17 protein-coding genes and 1 pseudogene are annotated in these 17,498 nt (G+C 70.0%); 10 read left to right on the top strand and 8 right to left on the bottom strand.

Translation table 11 applies throughout. From position 1 onward, the window contains the following. The 4 genes from A9O63_RS01615 to A9O63_RS01600 form a co-directional block, all read right to left on the bottom strand. Positions 1-250, bottom strand: a 250-nt coding sequence (locus A9O63_RS01615) for an acylphosphatase (protein ID WP_205631810.1), incomplete at its 3' end; no start/stop codon positions are given. Between the two features lie 155 nt (positions 251-405). Further along, positions 406-1,833 carry a nickel-dependent hydrogenase large subunit gene (locus A9O63_RS01610; RefSeq protein WP_069330360.1) on the bottom strand — a complete coding sequence of 476 codons (1,428 nt, stop codon included), beginning with the start codon at positions 1,831-1,833 and terminating at the stop codon, positions 406-408. Beyond that, positions 1,830-2,822: an NADH-quinone oxidoreductase subunit B family protein gene (locus A9O63_RS01605; RefSeq protein ID WP_069330359.1), complete on the bottom strand. Its 993-nt coding sequence runs from the start codon at positions 2,820-2,822 to the stop codon at positions 1,830-1,832. The genes A9O63_RS01610 and A9O63_RS01605 overlap by 4 nt, the downstream gene beginning before the upstream one ends. Beyond that, positions 2,819-4,150 carry a sensor histidine kinase gene (locus tag A9O63_RS01600; protein ID WP_069330358.1) on the bottom strand — a complete coding sequence of 444 codons (1,332 nt, stop codon included), beginning with the start codon at positions 4,148-4,150 and terminating at the stop codon, positions 2,819-2,821. Before A9O63_RS01600 ends, A9O63_RS01605 begins: the two co-directional genes overlap by 4 nt. 572 nt (positions 4,151-4,722) lie before the next feature. On the opposite strand from A9O63_RS01600, the gene A9O63_RS01595 reads away from it, so the two are divergent. Further along, entirely contained in the window at positions 4,723-5,310 is a 588-nt protein-coding gene (locus A9O63_RS01595; protein ID WP_069330357.1) for a response regulator, read from the top strand. Between the two features lie 32 nt (positions 5,311-5,342). On the opposite strand, the gene A9O63_RS01590 is transcribed toward A9O63_RS01595, so the two are convergent. Next, positions 5,343-6,251 (bottom strand): sugar kinase, encoded by a 909-nt coding sequence (locus A9O63_RS01590; protein ID WP_205631809.1) that lies wholly within the window; start codon positions 6,249-6,251, stop codon positions 5,343-5,345. Continuing rightward, positions 6,233-6,949 (bottom strand): GntR family transcriptional regulator, encoded by a 717-nt coding sequence (locus tag A9O63_RS01585; RefSeq protein WP_069330355.1) that lies wholly within the window; start codon positions 6,947-6,949, stop codon positions 6,233-6,235. The genes A9O63_RS01590 and A9O63_RS01585 overlap by 19 nt, the downstream gene beginning before the upstream one ends. Positions 6,950-7,052: 103 nt before the next feature. Here A9O63_RS01585 and uxaC point away from each other — a divergent pair, with 103 nt between their 5' ends. The 8 genes from uxaC (at position 7,053) to A9O63_RS01545 (ending at position 14,740) form a co-directional block, all read left to right on the top strand. Further along, positions 7,053-8,459 (top strand): glucuronate isomerase, encoded by a 1,407-nt coding sequence (uxaC, locus tag A9O63_RS01580; protein ID WP_069330354.1) that lies wholly within the window; start codon positions 7,053-7,055, stop codon positions 8,457-8,459. A 25-nt stretch (positions 8,460-8,484) separates the two neighbouring features. Next, complete coding sequence (locus A9O63_RS01575; protein WP_069330353.1) at positions 8,485-9,462, top strand: TRAP transporter substrate-binding protein; 978 nt, start codon at positions 8,485-8,487, stop codon at positions 9,460-9,462. Between the two features lie 62 nt (positions 9,463-9,524). Beyond that, on the top strand, positions 9,525-10,070 hold the full coding sequence (locus A9O63_RS01570; protein WP_069330352.1) for a TRAP transporter small permease: 546 nt from the start codon (positions 9,525-9,527) through the stop codon (positions 10,068-10,070). Between the two features lie 2 nt (positions 10,071-10,072). Continuing rightward, a complete protein-coding gene (locus A9O63_RS01565; protein ID WP_069330351.1) occupies positions 10,073-11,353 on the top strand; it encodes a TRAP transporter large permease in 1,281 nt (426 codons plus the stop codon). Positions 11,354-11,360: 7 nt separating this feature from the next. After that, positions 11,361-11,663 (top strand): cupin domain-containing protein, encoded by a 303-nt coding sequence (locus A9O63_RS01560; protein ID WP_069330350.1) that lies wholly within the window; start codon positions 11,361-11,363, stop codon positions 11,661-11,663. Between the two features lie 146 nt (positions 11,664-11,809). Then, positions 11,810-12,634 carry a 5-dehydro-4-deoxy-D-glucuronate isomerase gene (gene kduI, locus A9O63_RS01555; RefSeq protein WP_069330349.1) on the top strand — a complete coding sequence of 275 codons (825 nt, stop codon included), beginning with the start codon at positions 11,810-11,812 and terminating at the stop codon, positions 12,632-12,634. Further along, on the top strand, positions 12,631-13,356 hold the full coding sequence (kduD, locus tag A9O63_RS01550) for a 2-dehydro-3-deoxy-D-gluconate 5-dehydrogenase KduD (protein ID WP_069330348.1): 726 nt from the start codon (positions 12,631-12,633) through the stop codon (positions 13,354-13,356). The genes kduI and kduD overlap by 4 nt, the downstream gene beginning before the upstream one ends. Continuing rightward, positions 13,346-14,740, top strand: coding sequence for a mannitol dehydrogenase family protein (locus A9O63_RS01545; RefSeq protein ID WP_069330347.1), 1,395 nt, complete (start codon positions 13,346-13,348; stop codon positions 14,738-14,740). The genes kduD and A9O63_RS01545 overlap by 11 nt, the downstream gene beginning before the upstream one ends. A gap of 92 nt (positions 14,741-14,832) precedes the next feature. Here A9O63_RS01545 and efp read toward each other — a convergent pair whose 3' ends face one another. Further along, on the bottom strand, positions 14,833-15,399 hold the full coding sequence (efp, locus tag A9O63_RS01540) for an elongation factor P (RefSeq protein ID WP_069330346.1): 567 nt from the start codon (positions 15,397-15,399) through the stop codon (positions 14,833-14,835). 101 nt (positions 15,400-15,500) lie between these two features. Here efp and epmA point away from each other — a divergent pair, with 101 nt between their 5' ends. After that, positions 15,501-16,538 (top strand): EF-P lysine aminoacylase EpmA, encoded by a 1,038-nt coding sequence (epmA, locus tag A9O63_RS01535; protein WP_069330345.1) that lies wholly within the window; start codon positions 15,501-15,503, stop codon positions 16,536-16,538. Positions 16,539-16,662: 124 nt separating this feature from the next. Here the strand turns inward: epmA and A9O63_RS01530 are convergent. Continuing rightward, a pseudogene (locus tag A9O63_RS01530) lies at positions 16,663-17,498 on the bottom strand (lysophospholipase); the annotation flags it as partial.

Genomic DNA, 17,498 nt, shown 5'->3' with positions numbered 1-17,498 from the left:
GCCTGCGCACCACCGGCGCGGGTCGCGCCTCGACCGCATCCACCCGCGCAAGCGGCGGCGCCTCCGTCCCGAGGGCCGCCAGAAACTCCGCGAGCCGCGCGCCCGTGGCGCGGATCAGCACGCCCGCCCCGTCGTTCAGCACCTCGCCCTCGAGCCCCAGTCGGCGCGCGAGCTGCCAGACGAAGGGGCGAAATCCCACCCCCTGCACCTGTCCGCGCACGCGGATCTCCTGCCCCTCACTCTGGTCCAAATATCCATCCCCGCTCTCCGCAGCGGAGCGGCCTCCGGTCTCGTGCGACGCGGCGCCGGACAGGGCCCTCTCTCCGGGCGCCCCTTCCGAAGCCGAAGCCCGCGCCCGAGCCGTCGGGCCGCCACCATCTGCAGGGCGCGCGGGGTTCCTGCCCATCAATGCACCGTGCAGACCATGCAGGGATCGAAGCTGCGCACCACATGCTGCACCGAGAGCGGCGTGGTCTCGCCCGGGCCGACGGGCGCCCCCACCAGCGCGGCCTCGAGCGGGCCCGGCACCCCTTCCGCATCGCGCGGGCTGAAGTTCCAGGTGGTGGGCGCCACGATCTGGTAGCGCTCGATGAGCCCGCCCCGCAGCCGGACCCAGTGGCCGAGGGCGCCGCGCGCGGCCTCGACCAGCCCCGCCCCCTGCGCCTCCCGTGGCAGGGGCCCCATCGCCACCATGAAGCGGGCGGCAGGATCGATCCCCTGCGCCAGCTCCTCCATCAGGATCTGCGTCCGCGCGAGCTCCAGGAGCCGGGCTCCCACGCGGGCCAGCACGCCGCCCTGCCGGGCCAGATCGCGGGCGAGCGGATGGCCCGCCACCACCTGCCGCGCGAGCGCGCCCGTCTCCATCGGCTGCCCGTCGAGGCGGGGCGCCTTGCACCAGCTGTAGGCGGCCTCGCGCATCTCCTCGTCGGGCAGGGTGCGGCCCTCGGCGGGATGGGCGGCCTCGCCCAGCATCCAGGCATGGCTCAGATCCTCGCGGATGAGGCCGGGGTCGAGCGGGAGGGGCGCCCCCGCCTGCCAGGTGCCCGCCGCGAACGCCGGCCCCTCGGGCAGGGGATAGGCGCCGAAGCTGAGATAGCGCCCGGCGCCGCAGCCGAGACCGCCCAGCCCCAGATCCGCCGCGATCTCGAGGAAGAGCCCCGCATCCCCGCGGCCCCAGGACAGGAGCGCCGCCTCGGTCTCGAGCGCCGCGAAGGCCTCGAGCGGGCCGCCGAAGAGCGTGCGCTCGAGATGGCGGCGGAAGCTCCGCAGGCTCGAGAGGATCCGCATCCGCTCGGCCGCGCCGGGCGCGCGGGTGACACCGCCCGGCTGGACGGCCAGCGTGTGCGGCCATTTTCCGGCCAGAAGCCCGAGTATGTGGAGGAGATCCGCGCGCGCGGCCACCGCCTCGCGCTGGGCGCTGCCTTCCATCGCCGTGAAGCGGGCCACCGCGCGCCCGTGCCAGCTCCGCCCGGCATAGGCGGGGCGGGTGAAGTCGGGCATGAAGAAGAGGTTGAAATGGGTCAGGTGATCGGCCGCATTCTCGACCGCATGGATCAGCGCCGCCACCCGCTCGCCCGCCGGCGCGGGCACGAGACCCATCGCCGCGCCGAGCGCGCGCGCCGCCGCGACCGACTGGCTGATCGAGCAGATCCCGCAGATCCGGGGCGTGATGGTCAGCGCGTCGCGCGGATCGCGCCCCTCGAGCATCCGCTCGAAGCCGCGGTAGAGCGGCGCATTCACCCGCGCCGCCGTCACCGCGCCCTCCACCACCTCCAGATGGACCTCGAGATCCCCCTCGACCCGGTTGAACGGGCCGACCACGAGCCGCGTCATCGCTTCGGCATCCTGAGCGTGGGGGGCACCTCGATCCGGTCGGAGGCCGCGTTGCGCCGGATGCGCTCGGGCGTGGCGGCCTTGGACAGGCTCGCCAGCGCCATGAACCAGGCCTTCGGCATGTCCGAGGGCAGGCCCACCGGGATGCCGCCGATCTTGGGCGTCTCGGAATAGGGGTGGCGCGGCTCCTCGAATTCGGGCGCGGTGCAGGCGATGCAGGCATAGCCGCCCGAGGTGCAGGAGCCGCTGCCGTTCCAGGGCCGGATGTTGCAGTCGCCCACCGCCTGCGTGCCGATGCAGCCCATATGTTCCATCATGCAGCCGATCTCGCCGGGGGTGCGGGCGCTGGCCTTGTATTCGTAATATTCGTTGCGCGAGCAGCCGTGATGCACGAGATGATCGGCATAGAAGCGCGGGCGGCCGAACCGGTCGAGATCGCCGGCCGCCAGCGCGTTCCCGCCCAGCAGCATCAGCGTCTCGGTCACCCAGCCCGGATGGGTCGGGCAGCCGGCCACATTCACCACGGGCAGGCCGTCCCGCGCCCGGAACTCGGGCGCAAGGATGCCGCCCTCGTGGGTGCCCTCGTACTGGAGCCCCGTCGCGTCCGAGGGGTTGCCGCCCGCGCTCGTCATCCCGCCATAGGCCGCGCAGCTGCCCACCGCCACCACATGCCGGGCGAGCGGCGCGAGCCGCGTGACGGTCTCGAGCATCGAGCGCCCGGTGCCCGCAAGCATCTGGAACCGTCCGGTGCCGCGGGGCCCGCGCGCGATGGCCCCCTCGACGCAGAGGATGTCGAGCGGCTGCTCTCGCGCCTCGATCCGCTCGAGGAGCGCCCGCACCTCCGCCCCGGAATCGATCGAGAGCGAGGGATGCCACAGGAAGCGCAGGCCCGCATCCTCGAGAAGGTCGAAGAGGCCCGGCGCCTCGGCGCAGAGAAGCGACATGGTGCAGCCGCCGCAGCCCGAGGCCTGAAGCCAGAGAATGTTCATCGCATCTCCCGGTCGAGCGGCAGTTCGAGGCGGAAGGCGGCGCCCGGGCCCTCCTTGCCGAGCACGAGCCGCCCGCCATGCTCTTCGGCGATCTTGTGCGAGATGGGCAGGCCGAGCCCGGTGCCGCGTCCCACCGGCTTCGTGGTGAAGAACGGATCGAAGATCGCCTGCACCAGCGCCTCGGGCACGCCCGGCCCGGTGTCGCGCACCGTGAGCACCGCGTGGTCGCCCTCGATCCGGTGATCGATGGCAATGCGCGGCTCGGGCACCTCCTCGACCGCGTCGAGCGCGTTCTGCACGAGGTTCATCACCACCTGCTGCACATGGCCGGGCCGCCCGCGCACCGGCAGATGCGCCTCGCCCGTGACCTCGACCGCCACCGGACGGCGCGCGCCGCGCAGGACCCAGGCCGTTGCCACCTGCGCCACCGCCACGAGGTCGAAGCCCTCCATCTCGCCCGACCCTTCGGAGGAGAGCCGCCGCAGGTCCTCGACGATGTCGCGCACCCGCTCGGCCCCGTCGCGCGCGCCCTGCACCGCGTCGCGCAGGTTGCGCACCTCGCGGTCGAGCTTCAGCTCCTCGCGCAGCCGGATCAGCGCCTCGCGGGGGGCGCTCGCCTGCACCTGCTCGAAATACTGCTCGAACTTGGTGGCGTAGCGGCCGAGCGCATGGGCATTGGCATAGACGAAGCTGATCGGATTGTTCAGCTCATGCGCCACGCCCGCGAGGAGGCGGCCGAGCGAGGCGAGCTTCTCGTTCCGCACCAGCAGCGCCTGCGCCGCCTTCAGCTCGTCATGGCTTTCGGCCAGTTCGGCATAGGCCTGCCGCAGCTCCGCCACCGACCGGCCGGTGAGCACCAGACCCGCCGCGCGGCCGCGCTCGTCGAAGCGGGGCGACAGCGAGAGCTCCACCGCGCTCGGACCCTCGGGCGTCTCGAGCCCCGCCTCGAGGGTGAGGGCGCTGCGCGCGTCCGTGGCGCGGCGCATCGCCTCCTGAAGCGCGGGACGGTCGGCCTCGGCGAAGAGGTCCGACGCGGGCCGCCCGCAGAGCGCGGCGCGGGGCAGGCGGGTGCGGGCCGAGACGGAGGCCGAGACCTCCTCGATCAGACCCGCGCGCGAGACGACGATGAGAATGTCGGACACCGAGGCCAGCACCGAGGCATGGAACGAGCGCAGGCTCTCGAGTTCGGCATTCTGCCGCTCGAGTCGCTCCTGATAGTCCACGAGATCGGCATAGGTCCGGTCGACGGCCGACATGACGTCCAGCCAGACCGAGTCGGCCCAGACCGGATCGCCGTCTCCCTCGCGCGGTGCCTGCGGTTTCGCCATGGGTGCCTCCCGCGCCGATCATAGACCTGTTGGCCTCGAGGTGGAAAGGCCGGGCGCTTGGCGCCCTCCTTGTGGCATCCAAGGCGGGGCAAACCCGAGAAGACGGGGCGAGGATGAGGAGCACGCGGATCGCCGGCCCGACGATCCCGCGAGAAGCGGTCGGGCCTCCGCGTCGCTCGATCCCCGGGAGAAGTTCCTGTCCGGGTTTCCGAGGCTTTGCGCGTCCGCGCGTGCCGAAGCAATGCAAGAGTGAGATCTTCCCTTGGGTCATCCGTGAGCGGCACCATGTTCGGCTTGCCTCGGCCGGTCGTCTCGCGCAATCTTGGGTTTGTCTCGAAATGGGCTTCCAGCCCACAGGTTGCAGACCCGACGGGCGTTCCACCGGGCACGCCGCCCTTTTGGCCGTTGTGACTCTGGTCCATGAGCGGCCCTTCCGGGGGCCGAAGCCGGCCGCGGGCGCTGCGGAGGTCTCGGGCGAGGGTGGGCGAAGGCGAGGAGTGCCGTCCGGCATCGCGGACGGCGCCGTGGGCGAACCCCGGGCGGGATCTGCAGACCGGCAGAGGAGAAGAGCAATGGACGAAACGGGCTCGAGCTTGCGCATCCTGATCCTCGAGGACGACTACCTGCTGGCAGCCGATCTCGTCACCCAGATCCGTGAGCTGGGCCAGCGGGTGATCGGACCGTTCCCGGACGTGCATGAGGCGATGGACCTGCTCGACGAGATCGAGGCCGCCATCCTCGACGTGCGACTTGGCGACGAGACCTCGTTCGACATGGCGGATTGCCTGATGAACCGGCAGGTGCCCTTCGTCTTCTCCACCGGCTATGACCGCTCGGTCATTCCGGAGCGTTTCCCCCTCGTGCCGGTCTTCGCCAAGCCGAGCCTTGCGAGCGCCATGCTGCGCCAGCTCCGCCAGCAGAGCGAGAGCCTGGAGCGCGAGGCGGCGGGGGGGGATCTGAAAGACATCCTGCGCGAGCTGCGGCTGGACGCGCGGCGGATGATGCCGGATGGCGCCTCCGCGGATCGGCTGGTGGTGAGCGCGCTGAAGGCGCTCGTCGCCGATCCCGCACCGCTGCCCGAGGGCGCGGACGTGCGGGACCGGCTGATGGAAATCCTCGATCGCATCCGGCAGGAGGGGAGCGGGCGCCACCTGAACTGACGGCGCCCTTTGCTGAGGGTCCGGCAGGCGGCTCAGGCCACCAGCGCGCCCCGCTGTCCGATCACGCGGGCGGCGAGCCGGGCGCCGGCCCGCACGGCCTCGGCCAGCGGTGCGCCCCCGAGGTGGGCCGCAAGGAAGCCCGCGTTGAAGCTGTCTCCGGCCGCGGTCGTGTCGACGACCTGGCTCACCGTCTCGGGTGCGTGGCTCTGCCGGCCTTCGGGCGTGAGCGTGACCATCGGGCCCGCCCCGTCCTTCACCACCACGAGCGAGGCACCTGCGGCTGCATAGCGCGCGGCGGTGGCTGCGGCATCCTCATCGCCGAAGAAGGCCGCCTCGTCCTCGTGCGAAGGCAGCACGATGTCGGCGTGCCGCGCGGCCTCCATGATGGCTGCGCACATGGTGGCCCCGTCGGGCCAGAGCCGGGGACGGAGGTTCGGATCGAACGCCACTTCGCTGCCCGCGGCCCGCGCCGCCGACAGGGCGGACAGAAGCTGCGCCCGGTCGGCCGGTTCGAGGATCGCGAGCGTGATGCCCGAGAGATAGATCATCGAGGCGCCGGCAAAGCCTGCCGCCAGCACCGCCGGATCGCAGGCGAGAAGGCGGGCCGCGCTCTGGCCGCGCCAGTAGGCGAAGCTGCGCTCGCCGTTGGTAAGCTCGATGAGATAGAGCCCCACCGTCCGGTCCGGGACACGCGCGATGCGGCTTGTCCCGAGGCCCGCGTCGCGGAGAAAGCCGAGCATCCGGTCCGAGATCGCATCGGTGCCGACGGCGGTCAGATAGTCCACCTCCGCCTCGGGGGGCAGGGCGCGGCGCAGATACCATGCGGTGTTCAGCGTGTCGCCCGCGAAGCCCATCGCGAAGGTGCCCTCGCCCGTCGGCGCCATCTCGACCATGCACTCGCCGACCGAGATGATGCGCTGGTTCAAAGATCGGGCAGACATGCGTCCTCCTGTGCGAAATAGGCCTGATGATCGAGCCGGATGCGCTCGATCTGGATCTTGATGCGGCTGAGGTGACTGTGCATCCGGCGCATGGCCTCGGGCGCGTCGCGCGCCTCGATGGCCTGCATCACCTCGAGGTGGTCTCCATAGGCGTCCTGCGAGGCGAAGGCCAGCGAGAGATAACGCACCCGGTCCATGTGGGACTTGTTCTCGCGCACGATCTCCCAGGCGAATCCGCAGCCCGACCGATCGCAGAGCTCGCGGTGGAACTGGTCGTCGAGCGCGTGGAAGCGCAGCCGGTCGCGGGCCTCCGAGGCCTCGCGCTGGAGGTCGAGGAGCCGCCAGAGCGCGGCATGATCGTCCTCGGTCAGCCGCTCGCAGGCCACGCGCACCGTCTCGGCCTCTATCGCCGCCCGGATGAAGCGCGCCTGCATGACGCTGCGGGTCGAGATCTGCGAGACCGTCGTCGCACGCTGCGGGCGGATGGACAGGAAGCCCAGCTTCGACAGGCGGTAGAAGGCATCGCGCACCGGCTGGCGCGAGACGCCGAACTGCCGCGCGACCTCGATCTCCGAAAGCTTGGTGCCGGGCGGCAGGTCGAGCTCGATGATGCGGTCGTGCAATTGGTCGAACACCTGATCGGTGACCGACGGGCGGAGGGGCGCCTCGAGGGCAGGCAGCGAGATCGCGTCGGTCATGTCCTCTCCGTTGACAGGTGAAGCATACTAGCATATTAGTCAGACACGGCGGCGGAATGCCACCGATAAATGCAGGCTTGACGCAGGGAGGAGGCGGAAGGCAATGGGGCTGCTGCAGGAAGATCGGCTGTTTCCGATCGATGAGGGCACCCGGGCACTGGCCCGCTCGCTCTATGCGACGGTGAAGGATCTGCCGATCATCTCGCCGCACGGTCACACCGACCCGCGCTGGTTCGCCGAGAACGAGCCTTTCCCGGACCCCGCCCAGCTCTTCGTCACGCCCGACCATTACGTCTTCCGCATGCTCCATTCGCAGGGCATCCCGCTCGAGGCGATGGGGGTGCCGCGCGCCGACGGCGGCCCGACCGAGACGGACGGCCGCAAGATCTGGCGGCTCTTCGCCTCTAATTTCCATCTCTTCCGCGGCACGCCCTCGCGGCTCTGGCTCGATCATGCCTTCTCGGAGGTGTTCGGCCTGAAGGAGCGGCTCTCGGCCGAGACGGCGGATGCGGCCTACGACCAGATCGCCGATTGCCTCGCGCAGCCCGGGTTCCGTCCCCGCGCGCTCTTCGAGCGGTTCGGGATCGAGGCGATCGCCACCACGGAAAGCGCGCTCGACGACCTGCGCTGGCACCGCATGATCCGCGAGAGCGGCTGGCAGGGGCGGGTGGTGACGGCCTACCGTCCCGATGCGGTGGTCGATCCCGAATTTGCGGGCTTTGCGGAGAATGTCGCGCAGCTGGGCGAGCTGACCGGCGAGGATACCGCGACCTGGGAAGGCTATCTCGCCGCCCACCGCAAGCGCCGGGCCTACTTCAAGGAGTTCGGCGCCACCTCCTCGGACCATGGCCATGCGACGGCCCGTACCGAGGATCTGCCGCAGGCCGAGGCGGCCGCGCTCTTCGCAAAGGCGCTGGCGGGCGCCTGCACGGCCGAGGAGGCGGATGCGTTTCGCGGCCAGATGCTGACCGAGATGGCGCGCATGAGCCTCGAGGACGGGCTGGTGCTCCAGATCCACCCGGGCAGCTTCCGCAACCATTCCCGGCCCGTGCTCGACCGGTTCGGCCGCGACAAGGGCTTCGACATTCCGACCCGCACCGATTACGTCCGCGCGCTGCGCCCGCTTCTGTCGGCGGTGGGGGGCGATCCGCGGCTGACGGTGATCGTCTTCACGCTGGACGAGACCGCCTATGCGCGGGAACTGGCGCCCCTGGCCGGGGTCTATCCGGCGCTGAAGCTGGGCCCCGCCTGGTGGTTCCACGACAGCCCCGAGGGGATGCGCCGCTTCCGCGAGATGACGACCGAGACGGCGGGCTTCTACAACACCGTGGGCTTCAACGACGACACCCGCGCCTTCTGCTCGATCCCGGCCCGTCACGACGTGGCCCGGCGCGTGGATTGCGCCTTCCTGGCGACACTGGTCGCCACGGGGCGCCTCGACGCGGAGGAGGCGCCGGAGGTGGCGCACGATCTGGCCTACCGCCTCGCGAAAGAGGCCTACAGGCTCTGAGAAGATCATCAAGGGAGGAGAGACCATGAAAAGAACAATGATCGCGACCCTGCTGGCGAGCGCCGCGCTCGCGGCACCCGCCTTCGCCGAGTGCGAGGTGACGCTGCGGTCCTCGGACACGCACCCGGACGGCTATCCGACCGTCGAGGGTGTCAAGTTCATGGCCGAGCGCGCCAAGGAACTGTCGAACGGGCGCATCTGCATCGAGGTCTTCCCCTCGTCGCAGCTCGGCGAAGAGAAGGACACGATCGAGCAGACCCAGTTCGGCGTGATCGACATGGTGCGCGCCTCGTTCGGCTCGTTCAACGACATCGTGCCCGAGGCGCAGCTCCTGTCGCTGCCCTACCTCTTCCGCTCGGAAGAGCATCTGCACAATGTGATGGACGGCCCCATCGGCGACGATCTCGCCCGCGCTTTCGAGACCAAGGACCTGATCGCGGTGGCCTATTACGACGGCGGCTCGCGCAGCTTCTACAACAGCCAGAAGCCGATCACCAAGGTCGAGGACCTCAAGGGCATGAAGTTCCGCGTCATGCAGTCGGACGTCTTCGTGGACATGATGTCCGCGCTCGGCGCCAATGCGACGCCGATGCCCTATGGCGAGGTCTATTCCTCGATCCAGACCGGCGTGATCGACGGGGCCGAGAACAACTGGCCGTCCTACGACAGCTCGGGCCATTTCGAGGTGGCGAAATATTACACGCTCGACCAGCACCTGATGGTGCCCGAGCTGGTGGCGATCTCGAAGATCAAGTGGGACGCGCTCTCGCCCGAGGACCAGCAGGTGCTGCGTCAGGCGGCCGAAGAGTCCGAGCCCGTGCAGCGCAAGCTCTGGGCCGAGCAGGAGAAGGCCTCGGAAGAGAAGGTCGTGGCCTCGGGCGCCGAAGTCGTGCGCGAGATCGACAAGACCCCCTTCATCGAGGCGATGGCGCCGGTCTACGAGAAATATGTGACCAAGCCGGAATATCAGGATCTCGTGAAGCGGATCCAGGAAACCCAGTGACCTGACTTTCGGACCCGCAGTGCCCCGGCACCGCGGGTCCGTCTCTTCCGGCGAGGTGCAACGTGCAGGACGGATTGAAGAGACTGGCCCTCGTGATGGGGGGGCTGGCGCGGATCGCGCTGTGGATCGCGGGCGGGGGCCTCGTGCTGATGACGGTCTTCGTCTTCGCGCAGGTCTTCGTGCGCTATGTGATGAACGACAGCCTGCACTGGGCGGAACCGGCCGCGGTCATGATCATGGCCTGGTTCATCTTCCTCGGCGCGGCCGTGGGCGTACGCGAGGGCTATCACCTGTCCTTCGACGTGCTGCTCTATTTCCTGCCCAAGAGCGTCGCGCCCTGGCTGCACACGATCTCGGACTTCTTCGTGGCGGCCTTCGGCTTCGGCATGTCCTGGTACGGCTGGTCGCTGGCCGCGCGGGCAGCCAGTGATCTCATGCCCGGCCTCGGCATCAGCCGCGGCTTCGAATTCGCGCCGCTGATCTCGGGCGGCACGCTGCTCGTCCTCTTCTCCATCGAGCGCGTCCTGCGCCGCGCCGCAGGCCTGCACACCGCCCGCTTCGGCGAGGATGCGCCGGAAGAGCCCGAAACCACCACCACGGGGGCCTGACGTTGGAGCTCTTCATCCTGTTCGGAAGCTTCGTCTTCCTTCTCCTGATCGGCACGCCCGTCGCCTTCTGCCTCGGCGTGTCGAGCTTCCTCACCGTGCTCTATCTGGGCCTGCCGCCGGTCGTCGTGTTCCAGCGCCTCAACTCGGGCGTCTCGGTCTATGCGCTGATGGCCATCCCCTTCTTCATCTATTCGGGCGATCTGATGGTGCGGGGCGACATCGCCCGGCGGCTCGTGGCGCTGGCCGGCGCACTGGTCGGCCATCTCCGGGGCGGGCTCGGACAGGTGAATGTCGTGGCCTCGGTCATGTTCGGCGGCGTCTCGGGCTCGGCCGCGGCCGATGCTTCGGCGGTGGGCGGCCTCATGGTGCCGCAGATGAAGGAGCGGGGCTACGGCGTCGACTATGCCGTGAACCTGACGGTCGTGGGCTCGATCATCGCGCTGATGATCCCGCCCTCGCACAACATGATCATCTATTCCATCGCCGCAGGCGGCCGGATCTCGATCGCGGACCTGTTCACGGCGGGCATCATCCCGGGCCTCCTGCTCGCGCTGGCGCTGATGGTGGCGGCCTATTTCGTGGCCCGCAGCCGCGGCTATCCGACCGAGCGCTTCCCGGGGCTGCGCGCGCTCGGCGCCATCTTCGTGGGCGCCGTGCCGGGGCTCATCCTCGTCGCGCTGATCTTCGGCGGCGTGCGCTCGGGCATCTTCACCGCCTCGGAGAGCGCCAACATCGCGGTCGTCTATGCGCTGCTCGTCACCATCCTGATCTACCGCACCCTCACCTGGTCCGAGTTCGTCCATGCCACCATCGGCGCGGTGCGCACGACGGCCATGGTGCTGCTCGTGATCGGCTGCGCGGCCTCGTTCGGCTGGCTTCTGGCCTATCTCAAGGTGCCGACCGCGCTCGTGGCCTTCATGCAGGGGCTGTCGGACAATCCGCTGGTGATCCTGCTGCTCATCAACGTGGCGCTCCTCGTGCTCGGCACCTTCATGGACATGTCGCCGCTGATCGTCATCACGACGCCGATCTTCCTGCCGGTGGCGCAGGCCTTCGGGGTGGACCCGGTGCATTTCGGCGTCATCCTGATCCTGAACCTCGGGATCGGCCTCTGCACGCCGCCCGTCGGCGCCGTGCTCTTCGTGGGCTGCGCCGTGGGACGGATCTCGATCTGGACGGCGATGCGCACGATCTGGCCATTCTACGGGGCGGCCCTCGCCGTCCTGCTGCTCGTGACCTACATCCCGGCGCTGTCGCTCTGGCTGCCGGCCCAGTTCCGCTGAGGTGCCCATGTATCCCGTCGTTCCCACCGATCCCGGCGTGACCCGTCAGGTCCTGGCCCAGGATCCCGCGCTGATGCTGGTGGCCTTCCGCTTCGAGGAAGGCGCCGAGGGCAAGCTGCACATCCATCCGCATGTGCAATCGACCTTCGTCCAGTCCGGCCGCTTCGCCTTCGTCCTCGCGGGCGAGACGCACGAGATCGGCCCGGGCGAGAGCCTGATGATCCCTTCCGGGATCGAGCATGGCTGCCGCTGCCTCGAGGCAGGCACGCTGATCGACAGTTTCGCGCCCCGGCGCGACGACTTCCTCTGACGCGCGGCGCGGCAGACGCCCGCGCCCGCTCTTTCCGAAAGGCCCCGCAGGCCCCTCCGCGTGGCGGCGGGCGCACCGCGGGGCCGTCCCCTTCCTGTCGCCCCGGGATCTCCTGCGGCGGCGCGATCCCCAGAAAGGAGTGTCTCATGACCCATGTCGAAATCCGTCACGCAATGGACCCGGTCTCCGCGCGCCAGCTCGACACGGCGGGCCTGCGTGAGGCCTTCCATATGGGCGACCTCTTCCGCTCGGGCGAGATCCGCCTCGTCTACACCCATTACGACCGCATGATCGTGGGCGGCGCCGTGCCCGCGGGCGAGCCGCTCGTCCTCGACGAGGTGAAGCCCACCGGCACCGCCTCGATCCTCGACCGGCGCGAGATGGGCGTGGTGAATGTGGGCGCCACCGGCACCGTCTCGGCGGGCGGCGAAAGCTGGGAGATGGGCCGCGGCGACGTGCTCTACCTGCCGATGGGTGCGGGCCCCGTCACCTTCGCGGGCGAGGGACGGTTCTACATCCTGTCCGCGCCCGCCCATACCGCCCATCCGGCGCGGCTCGTGAAGCTCGAGGATGCGAAGAAGGTGAAGCTGGGTTCGCCCGAGACCGCCAACGAGCGCACGATCAACCAGTTCATCCACCCCGAGGTCATGCAATCCTGCCAGCTCGTGGTGGGCTACACCCAGTTCCACGGCGGCTCGGTCTGGAACACGATGCCGGCCCATGTCCACGACCGGCGGATGGAGGCCTATCTCTATTTCGACCTCGCCGAGGAGGCCCGCGTCTTCCACTTCATGGGCGAGCCTTCCGAGACGCGGCATCTCGTGATGAAGAACGAGGAGGCCGTGGTCTCGCCGCCCTGGTCGATCCATTGCGGCTGCGGCACCGGCTCCTACACCTTCGTCTGGGCCATGGCGGGCGACAATGTCGACTACCGCGACGTCGAGATGGTGGCGATGGAGGATCTGCGGTGATCTCCTTCTCGCTCGAGGGCCAGCGCGCGCTGGTGACCGGCGCCAATACCGGGATCGGACAGGCGATCGCGGTGGGGCTGGCGGAGGCGGGGGCCGAGGTGATTGCCGCCGGCCGCTCCTCCTGCGCCGAGACGGTGGCGCGGACCGGCGGGCGCGAGCTGCGGCTCGACTTCGCCGACCCGATGGCCGCGCGCGACCTCTTCGAGGCCGAGCGCATCGACATCCTCGTCAACAATGCGGGCATCATCCGGCGGGCCGATGCGGTGGATTTCACCGAAGAGGACTGGGACGCGGTGATGGATGTGAATCTCAAGGCCCTGTTCTTCACCTGTCAGGCCTTCGGCCGCGCGGCGCTGGCGCGCGGAACGGGCGGGCGGATCGTGAACATCGCCTCGCTCCTGAGCTTTCAGGGCGGCATCCGCGTGCCCTCCTACACGGCCGCCAAACATGGCGTCGCGGGGATCACGAAGCTTCTGGCCAACGAATGGGCGGGCAGGGGCATCAATGTGAACGCCATCGCGCCGGGCTATATCGAGACCAACAACACCGAGGCGCTCCGCGCCGACGAAGCGCGCAACCGGGCGATCCTCGAGCGGATCCCGGCCGGGCGCTGGGGGCAGGCCGACGACATCGCCGGCGCCGCGGTCTTCCTCGCCTCGCCCGCGGCCGCCTATGTCCATGGCGCGATCCTCAATGTGGATGGAGGCTGGCTTGCCCGCTGATCCGATCCCCGCAGGCGTGGGCATCGTCCATCTCGGCCTCGGCGCCTTCTTCCGGGCCCATGGCGCGGTCTATGTCGCCCGCGCGATGGAGACCTCGGGCGGCGACTGGGGCATCCTGGGCGTGAGCCTCCAGTCGCCCACGATGCGCGACGCGCTGGCGCCGCAGGGCTTTGCCTATCACGCGGTCGAGCAGGGGCCTGAGGGCGAGACGGTCCGGCGGATCGATGTGGTTAGGCAGGTGCTGGTGGCCCGCGAGGATCCCGGGGCGGTGCTGGCCGCCATGGCCGATCCGGCGGTGAAGATCGTGAGCCTTACCGTCACCGAAAAGGGCTATTGCCACAATCCGGCGACCGGCGCGCTGAACCCCGATCACCCCGACATCGCCCACGATATCGCCGAGGCGCTGCCGCGCTCGGCGCCGGGCTATCTCGTGCGCGCGCTGGAGTGGCGGCGGGCGGCGGGGCTCCGGCCCTTCACTGTGCTCTGCTGCGACAACCTCCCCGAGAACGGGCGCGTCGTCCGCGGCGTGGTGCTGGATCTCGCCCGCCGCATCGATCCCGCGCTCGCGGACTGGATCGCGGCCGAGGGACGCTTCCCCTCGACCATGGTCGACCGCATCGTGCCCGCGACCAAGCCCGAGGATATCGCCCGGCTCCGCGCGCAGGGGATCGAGGACAACCTGCCCGTGATGCACGAGCCCTTCAGCCAGTGGGTCGTCGAGGACGATTTCGTGGAGGGCGCGCGCCCCGATCTCGGCGCCGTAGGCGTGCAGCTCGTGGAAGACGTGACGCCCTTCGAGCATATGAAGCTGCGGATGCTGAACGGCACCCATTCCTCGCTCGCCTATCTGGGTTATCTCGCCGGGCACGAGACGATCTCGGAGACGGTGGCCGATCCTGTCTTCGCGGCCTTCGTGCAGCATCTCTGGCAGAAGGAGATCATCCCCGCGCTCGCGCCGCCGCCGGGGGTGGACCTCGCTTCCTACGCCGACGAGCTTCTGGCGCGTTACCGCAACCCGGCCATCCGGCACCGCACCTGGCAGATCGCCATGGACGGCAGCCAGAAGCTGCCTCAGCGCCTCCTCGGCACGCTGGCCGAGAATGCGGCCGCGGGGCGCGCCTCGCCGGGGCTGATGCTCGCGGTGGCGGGCTGGATGCGCTACGTCTCGGGCACGGACGAGAAGGGCCAACCCATCGAGGTCAAGGATCCGCTGGCCGACGAGCTGCGCGCGCGGGCGGCCGAGGGGGTGGAGGCGCTCCTTGCCCTCCGCGCCGTCTTCCCCGAGGCTCTGGCCGCGCAGATCGCGCCCGGGGTGGCTGCGGCCCATGCCCGGCTGATGCGGCTGGGCGCCCGCCGCGCGGCCGAGGAGATTTCCGGGACGTAATTCAGCCTTCTCCCGGAATGAGGAAGGGGCGCCCTGCGGGGCGCCCCTTCTGCATCTGCGACGACACCGCTCGGGCAGAGCGGGCGCGCGGATCAGTCCTTCGCGCGCTCGACGTAGCTCAGGTCTTCGGTGTTGATGACGATGCGCGTGCCGGCCGAGATATGCGGCGGCACCATCACGCGCAGCCCGTTCGAGCACATGGCGGGCTTGTAGGACGAGGAGGCCGTCTGGCCCTTCACCACCGGCTCGGTCTCGGTGATCTCGACGGTGACCTTCTGCGGGAACTCGATCGAGATCGCCACGTCGTTGTGGGTCTGCAGATAGACGCGCATCCCTTCGGTCAGGAACACCTTGCCGTCGCCCACCACGTCGGGCGAGACCACGACCTGATCGTAGCTCTCGGGCTCCATGAAGTGGTAGCCCTCGCCGTCCTCGTAGAGGAAGTCGTATTCGCGCTCGTCCACCGTGGCCCGCTCGACCTGCTCGGTCGTCTTCCAGCGTTCCGAGACCTTGGTGCCGTCCGAGATCCGCCGCATGTCGACCTGCGTCACCGGCGTACCCTTGCCGGGGTGGAAGTTCTGGGCGGTGAGGACGACATAGAGCCGGCCGTCGATGTCGACGACATTGCCCTTGCGGAGGCTCGAGGCGATGACTTTCACGGGTCTCTTCCTTGCGATGGGAGGGGGCGCATCGTAGAACGCGCAGGATTGGCCGTGCGCCTATCCCATCCGCGCCAGAATTTCCAGACGAAAGCCGCCGAATGTCCGCTTCCTCGTGGTGGCAGCCCCACCGTCACGCCGACCGCCGTCCGCTGCTTCTGGCGCGCAACCGCATCCAGTCCGCGATCCGCGGCTGGCTCGCCGCCGAGGGCTTCATCGAGGTCGATCCGGCGGCCCTTCAGGTCTCGCCGGGTAACGAGGCGCATCTGCACGGTTTCGCCACCGAAGCCATCGGCAACGACGGGCAGGGCCGGCGGATGTATCTGCATACCTCGCCCGAATTCGCGATGAAGAAGCTGCTGGCCGCGGGCGAGACGCGGATCGCGGCCTTCTCCCATGTCTGGCGCAACCGCGAGCGGGGCGTGCTCCATTCGCCGGAATTCACCATGCTCGAATGGTATCGGGTGGGCGAGGGCTACGAGGTGCTGATGGCCGATTGCGCGGCCTTCCTGCGGCTCGCGGCCGAGGCGGCCGGCGCGCGCGAGCTGCGCTTCCGCGACCGGACCTGCGATCCTTTCGCCGCGCCCGAGCGTCTGTCTGTGGCCGAGGCCTTCGCGCGTCACGCGGGCATCGATCTCCTGGCCACGGTCGATGCGCAAGGCCTGCCCGATGCGGAGGCGCTGCGCCGCGCGATGGCGGAGGCGGGCCTTTCGGCCGGGGCGGACGACGGATGGTCGGACATGCTGAGCCGGGTGCTGGTCGAGAAGGTCGAGCCGCATCTAGGCCACGGCCGCCCCACCATTCTCGACCGCTACCCGGCGGCCGAGGCGGCGCTGGCCCGCCGTGCGCCCGACGATGCGCGGGTGGCCGAGCGGTTCGAGCTCTATGCCTGCGGGGTGGAGCTTGCCAACGGCTTCGGCGAGCTCACCGATCCCGCCGAGCAGCGCCGCCGCTTCGAGGCCGAGATGGCCGAGAAGGAACGGGTCTATGGCGAGACCTATCCGCTCGACGAGGAGTTCCTCGAGGCGCTGGCTTTCATGCCGCCCGCAAGCGGCATCGCGATGGGCTTCGACCGTCTGGTGATGCTCGCCACCGGCGCCCCGCGGATCGACGAGGTGATCTGGGCCCCCGCCGGCTGACGTCGGGGAGCGCGGAGGCGGCGGGCGGGGGCATCACCCTCCGGGCGCCCGAGGGCGGACCCTCCCACCTCCGGGGCGCGACGCGGTGCGATCTGTCCCGATCCCCGGAACCGCCTCCGCCCCTTCAGAAGACGAGCCGCGAGGCTGCGCCGAACAACGGTGTCGAGGCGGCGAAGGACCAGGCCAGCACGAGGCCCAGCCCGAGGCCGATGGTGAGCGGGCCGGTGAAACGGCCGATCCAGCGGCCCATGGTGCCGAAGACGAGCAGGAACAGCAGGAACACGGGCAGGACGGTGAAGGAGAGGCCGAGCCGCTCGGGCTCGGCCGCGATGGCGCCGCCCAGGGCCAGCAGCGGGGCCAAGGCGAGGAGGATCCGCCGCCCGATGCCTGCCTCGCGCGCCAGATGGGCGTGGGCCAGCATGAAGGGCAGCGTGCCGCAGGCCATCAGCGCCATCAGCGGCACCCGCGGACCCGTGGGCAGGAAGGCCGCCGCATAGCGGTCCATGGCGAGCGCGAAGAGGAGGCTCGCGCCGAGCAGAAGGGCCAGCGCCGCGGCGTCGATCCGCCGGTCGAGCCCCCGGTAATGGGCCAGGAGCGCGAGCTGCACCCCGCCCCAGACCCCGAAGAAGAGGGCGATCCGCCCGATCCCCGCAAGCCCCAGCACCGACGCGCCGAAGTTCAGCGCGAGCAGCGCGGCGGGCAGGGCGGGCGCGAGCAGGAGGACGGCGAAGAAGCGCCAGCCCACGGCAGGCCCGGGCCGCCCCCGCGGGGGCAGAAGGACGGCGGCGGGCCAGACGAGCGCCACGATTCCGCCGAGGAGAAGGAGGATCCAGGGCCCCGTCGCCGCCACCGGCGCGTCGCTTCCGGGCGCGAGCCAGTCCCGGAGTTCGCGGAGCGTGGCGGGGCTCCAGAGCACGCCCGCATGGCCCACATAGGGCGCGACCGCCGCGCGCCGCTCGA

This window comes from Cereibacter johrii, assembly GCF_001720585.1.
Classification (GTDB): Bacteria; Pseudomonadota; Alphaproteobacteria; order Rhodobacterales; family Rhodobacteraceae; genus Cereibacter_A; species Cereibacter_A johrii.
The sequence above is the reverse complement of the archived record's forward strand: the minus strand, read 5'-3'. Positions and strand labels throughout refer to the sequence as shown.

Bases quoted from the DNA above. Each gene is read 5' to 3' on its own strand.
- A9O63_RS01610 (WP_069330360.1), bottom strand. From the start codon at position 1,833: ATGACGCGGCTCGTGGTCGGCCCGTTCAACCGGGTCGAGGGGGATCTC.
- A9O63_RS01605 (WP_069330359.1), bottom strand. From the start codon at position 2,822: ATGAACATTCTCTGGCTTCAGGCCTCGGGCTGCGGCGGCTGCACCATG.
- A9O63_RS01600 (WP_069330358.1), bottom strand. From the start codon at position 4,150: ATGGCGAAACCGCAGGCACCGCGCGAGGGAGACGGCGATCCGGTCTGG.
- A9O63_RS01595 (WP_069330357.1), top strand. From the start codon at position 4,723: ATGGACGAAACGGGCTCGAGCTTGCGCATCCTGATCCTCGAGGACGAC.
- A9O63_RS01590 (WP_205631809.1), bottom strand. From the start codon at position 6,251: ATGTCTGCCCGATCTTTGAACCAGCGCATCATCTCGGTCGGCGAGTGC.
- A9O63_RS01585 (WP_069330355.1), bottom strand. From the start codon at position 6,949: ATGACCGACGCGATCTCGCTGCCTGCCCTCGAGGCGCCCCTCCGCCCG.
- uxaC (WP_069330354.1), top strand. From the start codon at position 7,053: ATGGGGCTGCTGCAGGAAGATCGGCTGTTTCCGATCGATGAGGGCACC.
- A9O63_RS01575 (WP_069330353.1), top strand. From the start codon at position 8,485: ATGAAAAGAACAATGATCGCGACCCTGCTGGCGAGCGCCGCGCTCGCG.
- A9O63_RS01560 (WP_069330350.1), top strand. From the start codon at position 11,361: ATGTATCCCGTCGTTCCCACCGATCCCGGCGTGACCCGTCAGGTCCTG.
- kduI (WP_069330349.1), top strand. From the start codon at position 11,810: ATGACCCATGTCGAAATCCGTCACGCAATGGACCCGGTCTCCGCGCGC.
- epmA (WP_069330345.1), top strand. From the start codon at position 15,501: ATGTCCGCTTCCTCGTGGTGGCAGCCCCACCGTCACGCCGACCGCCGT.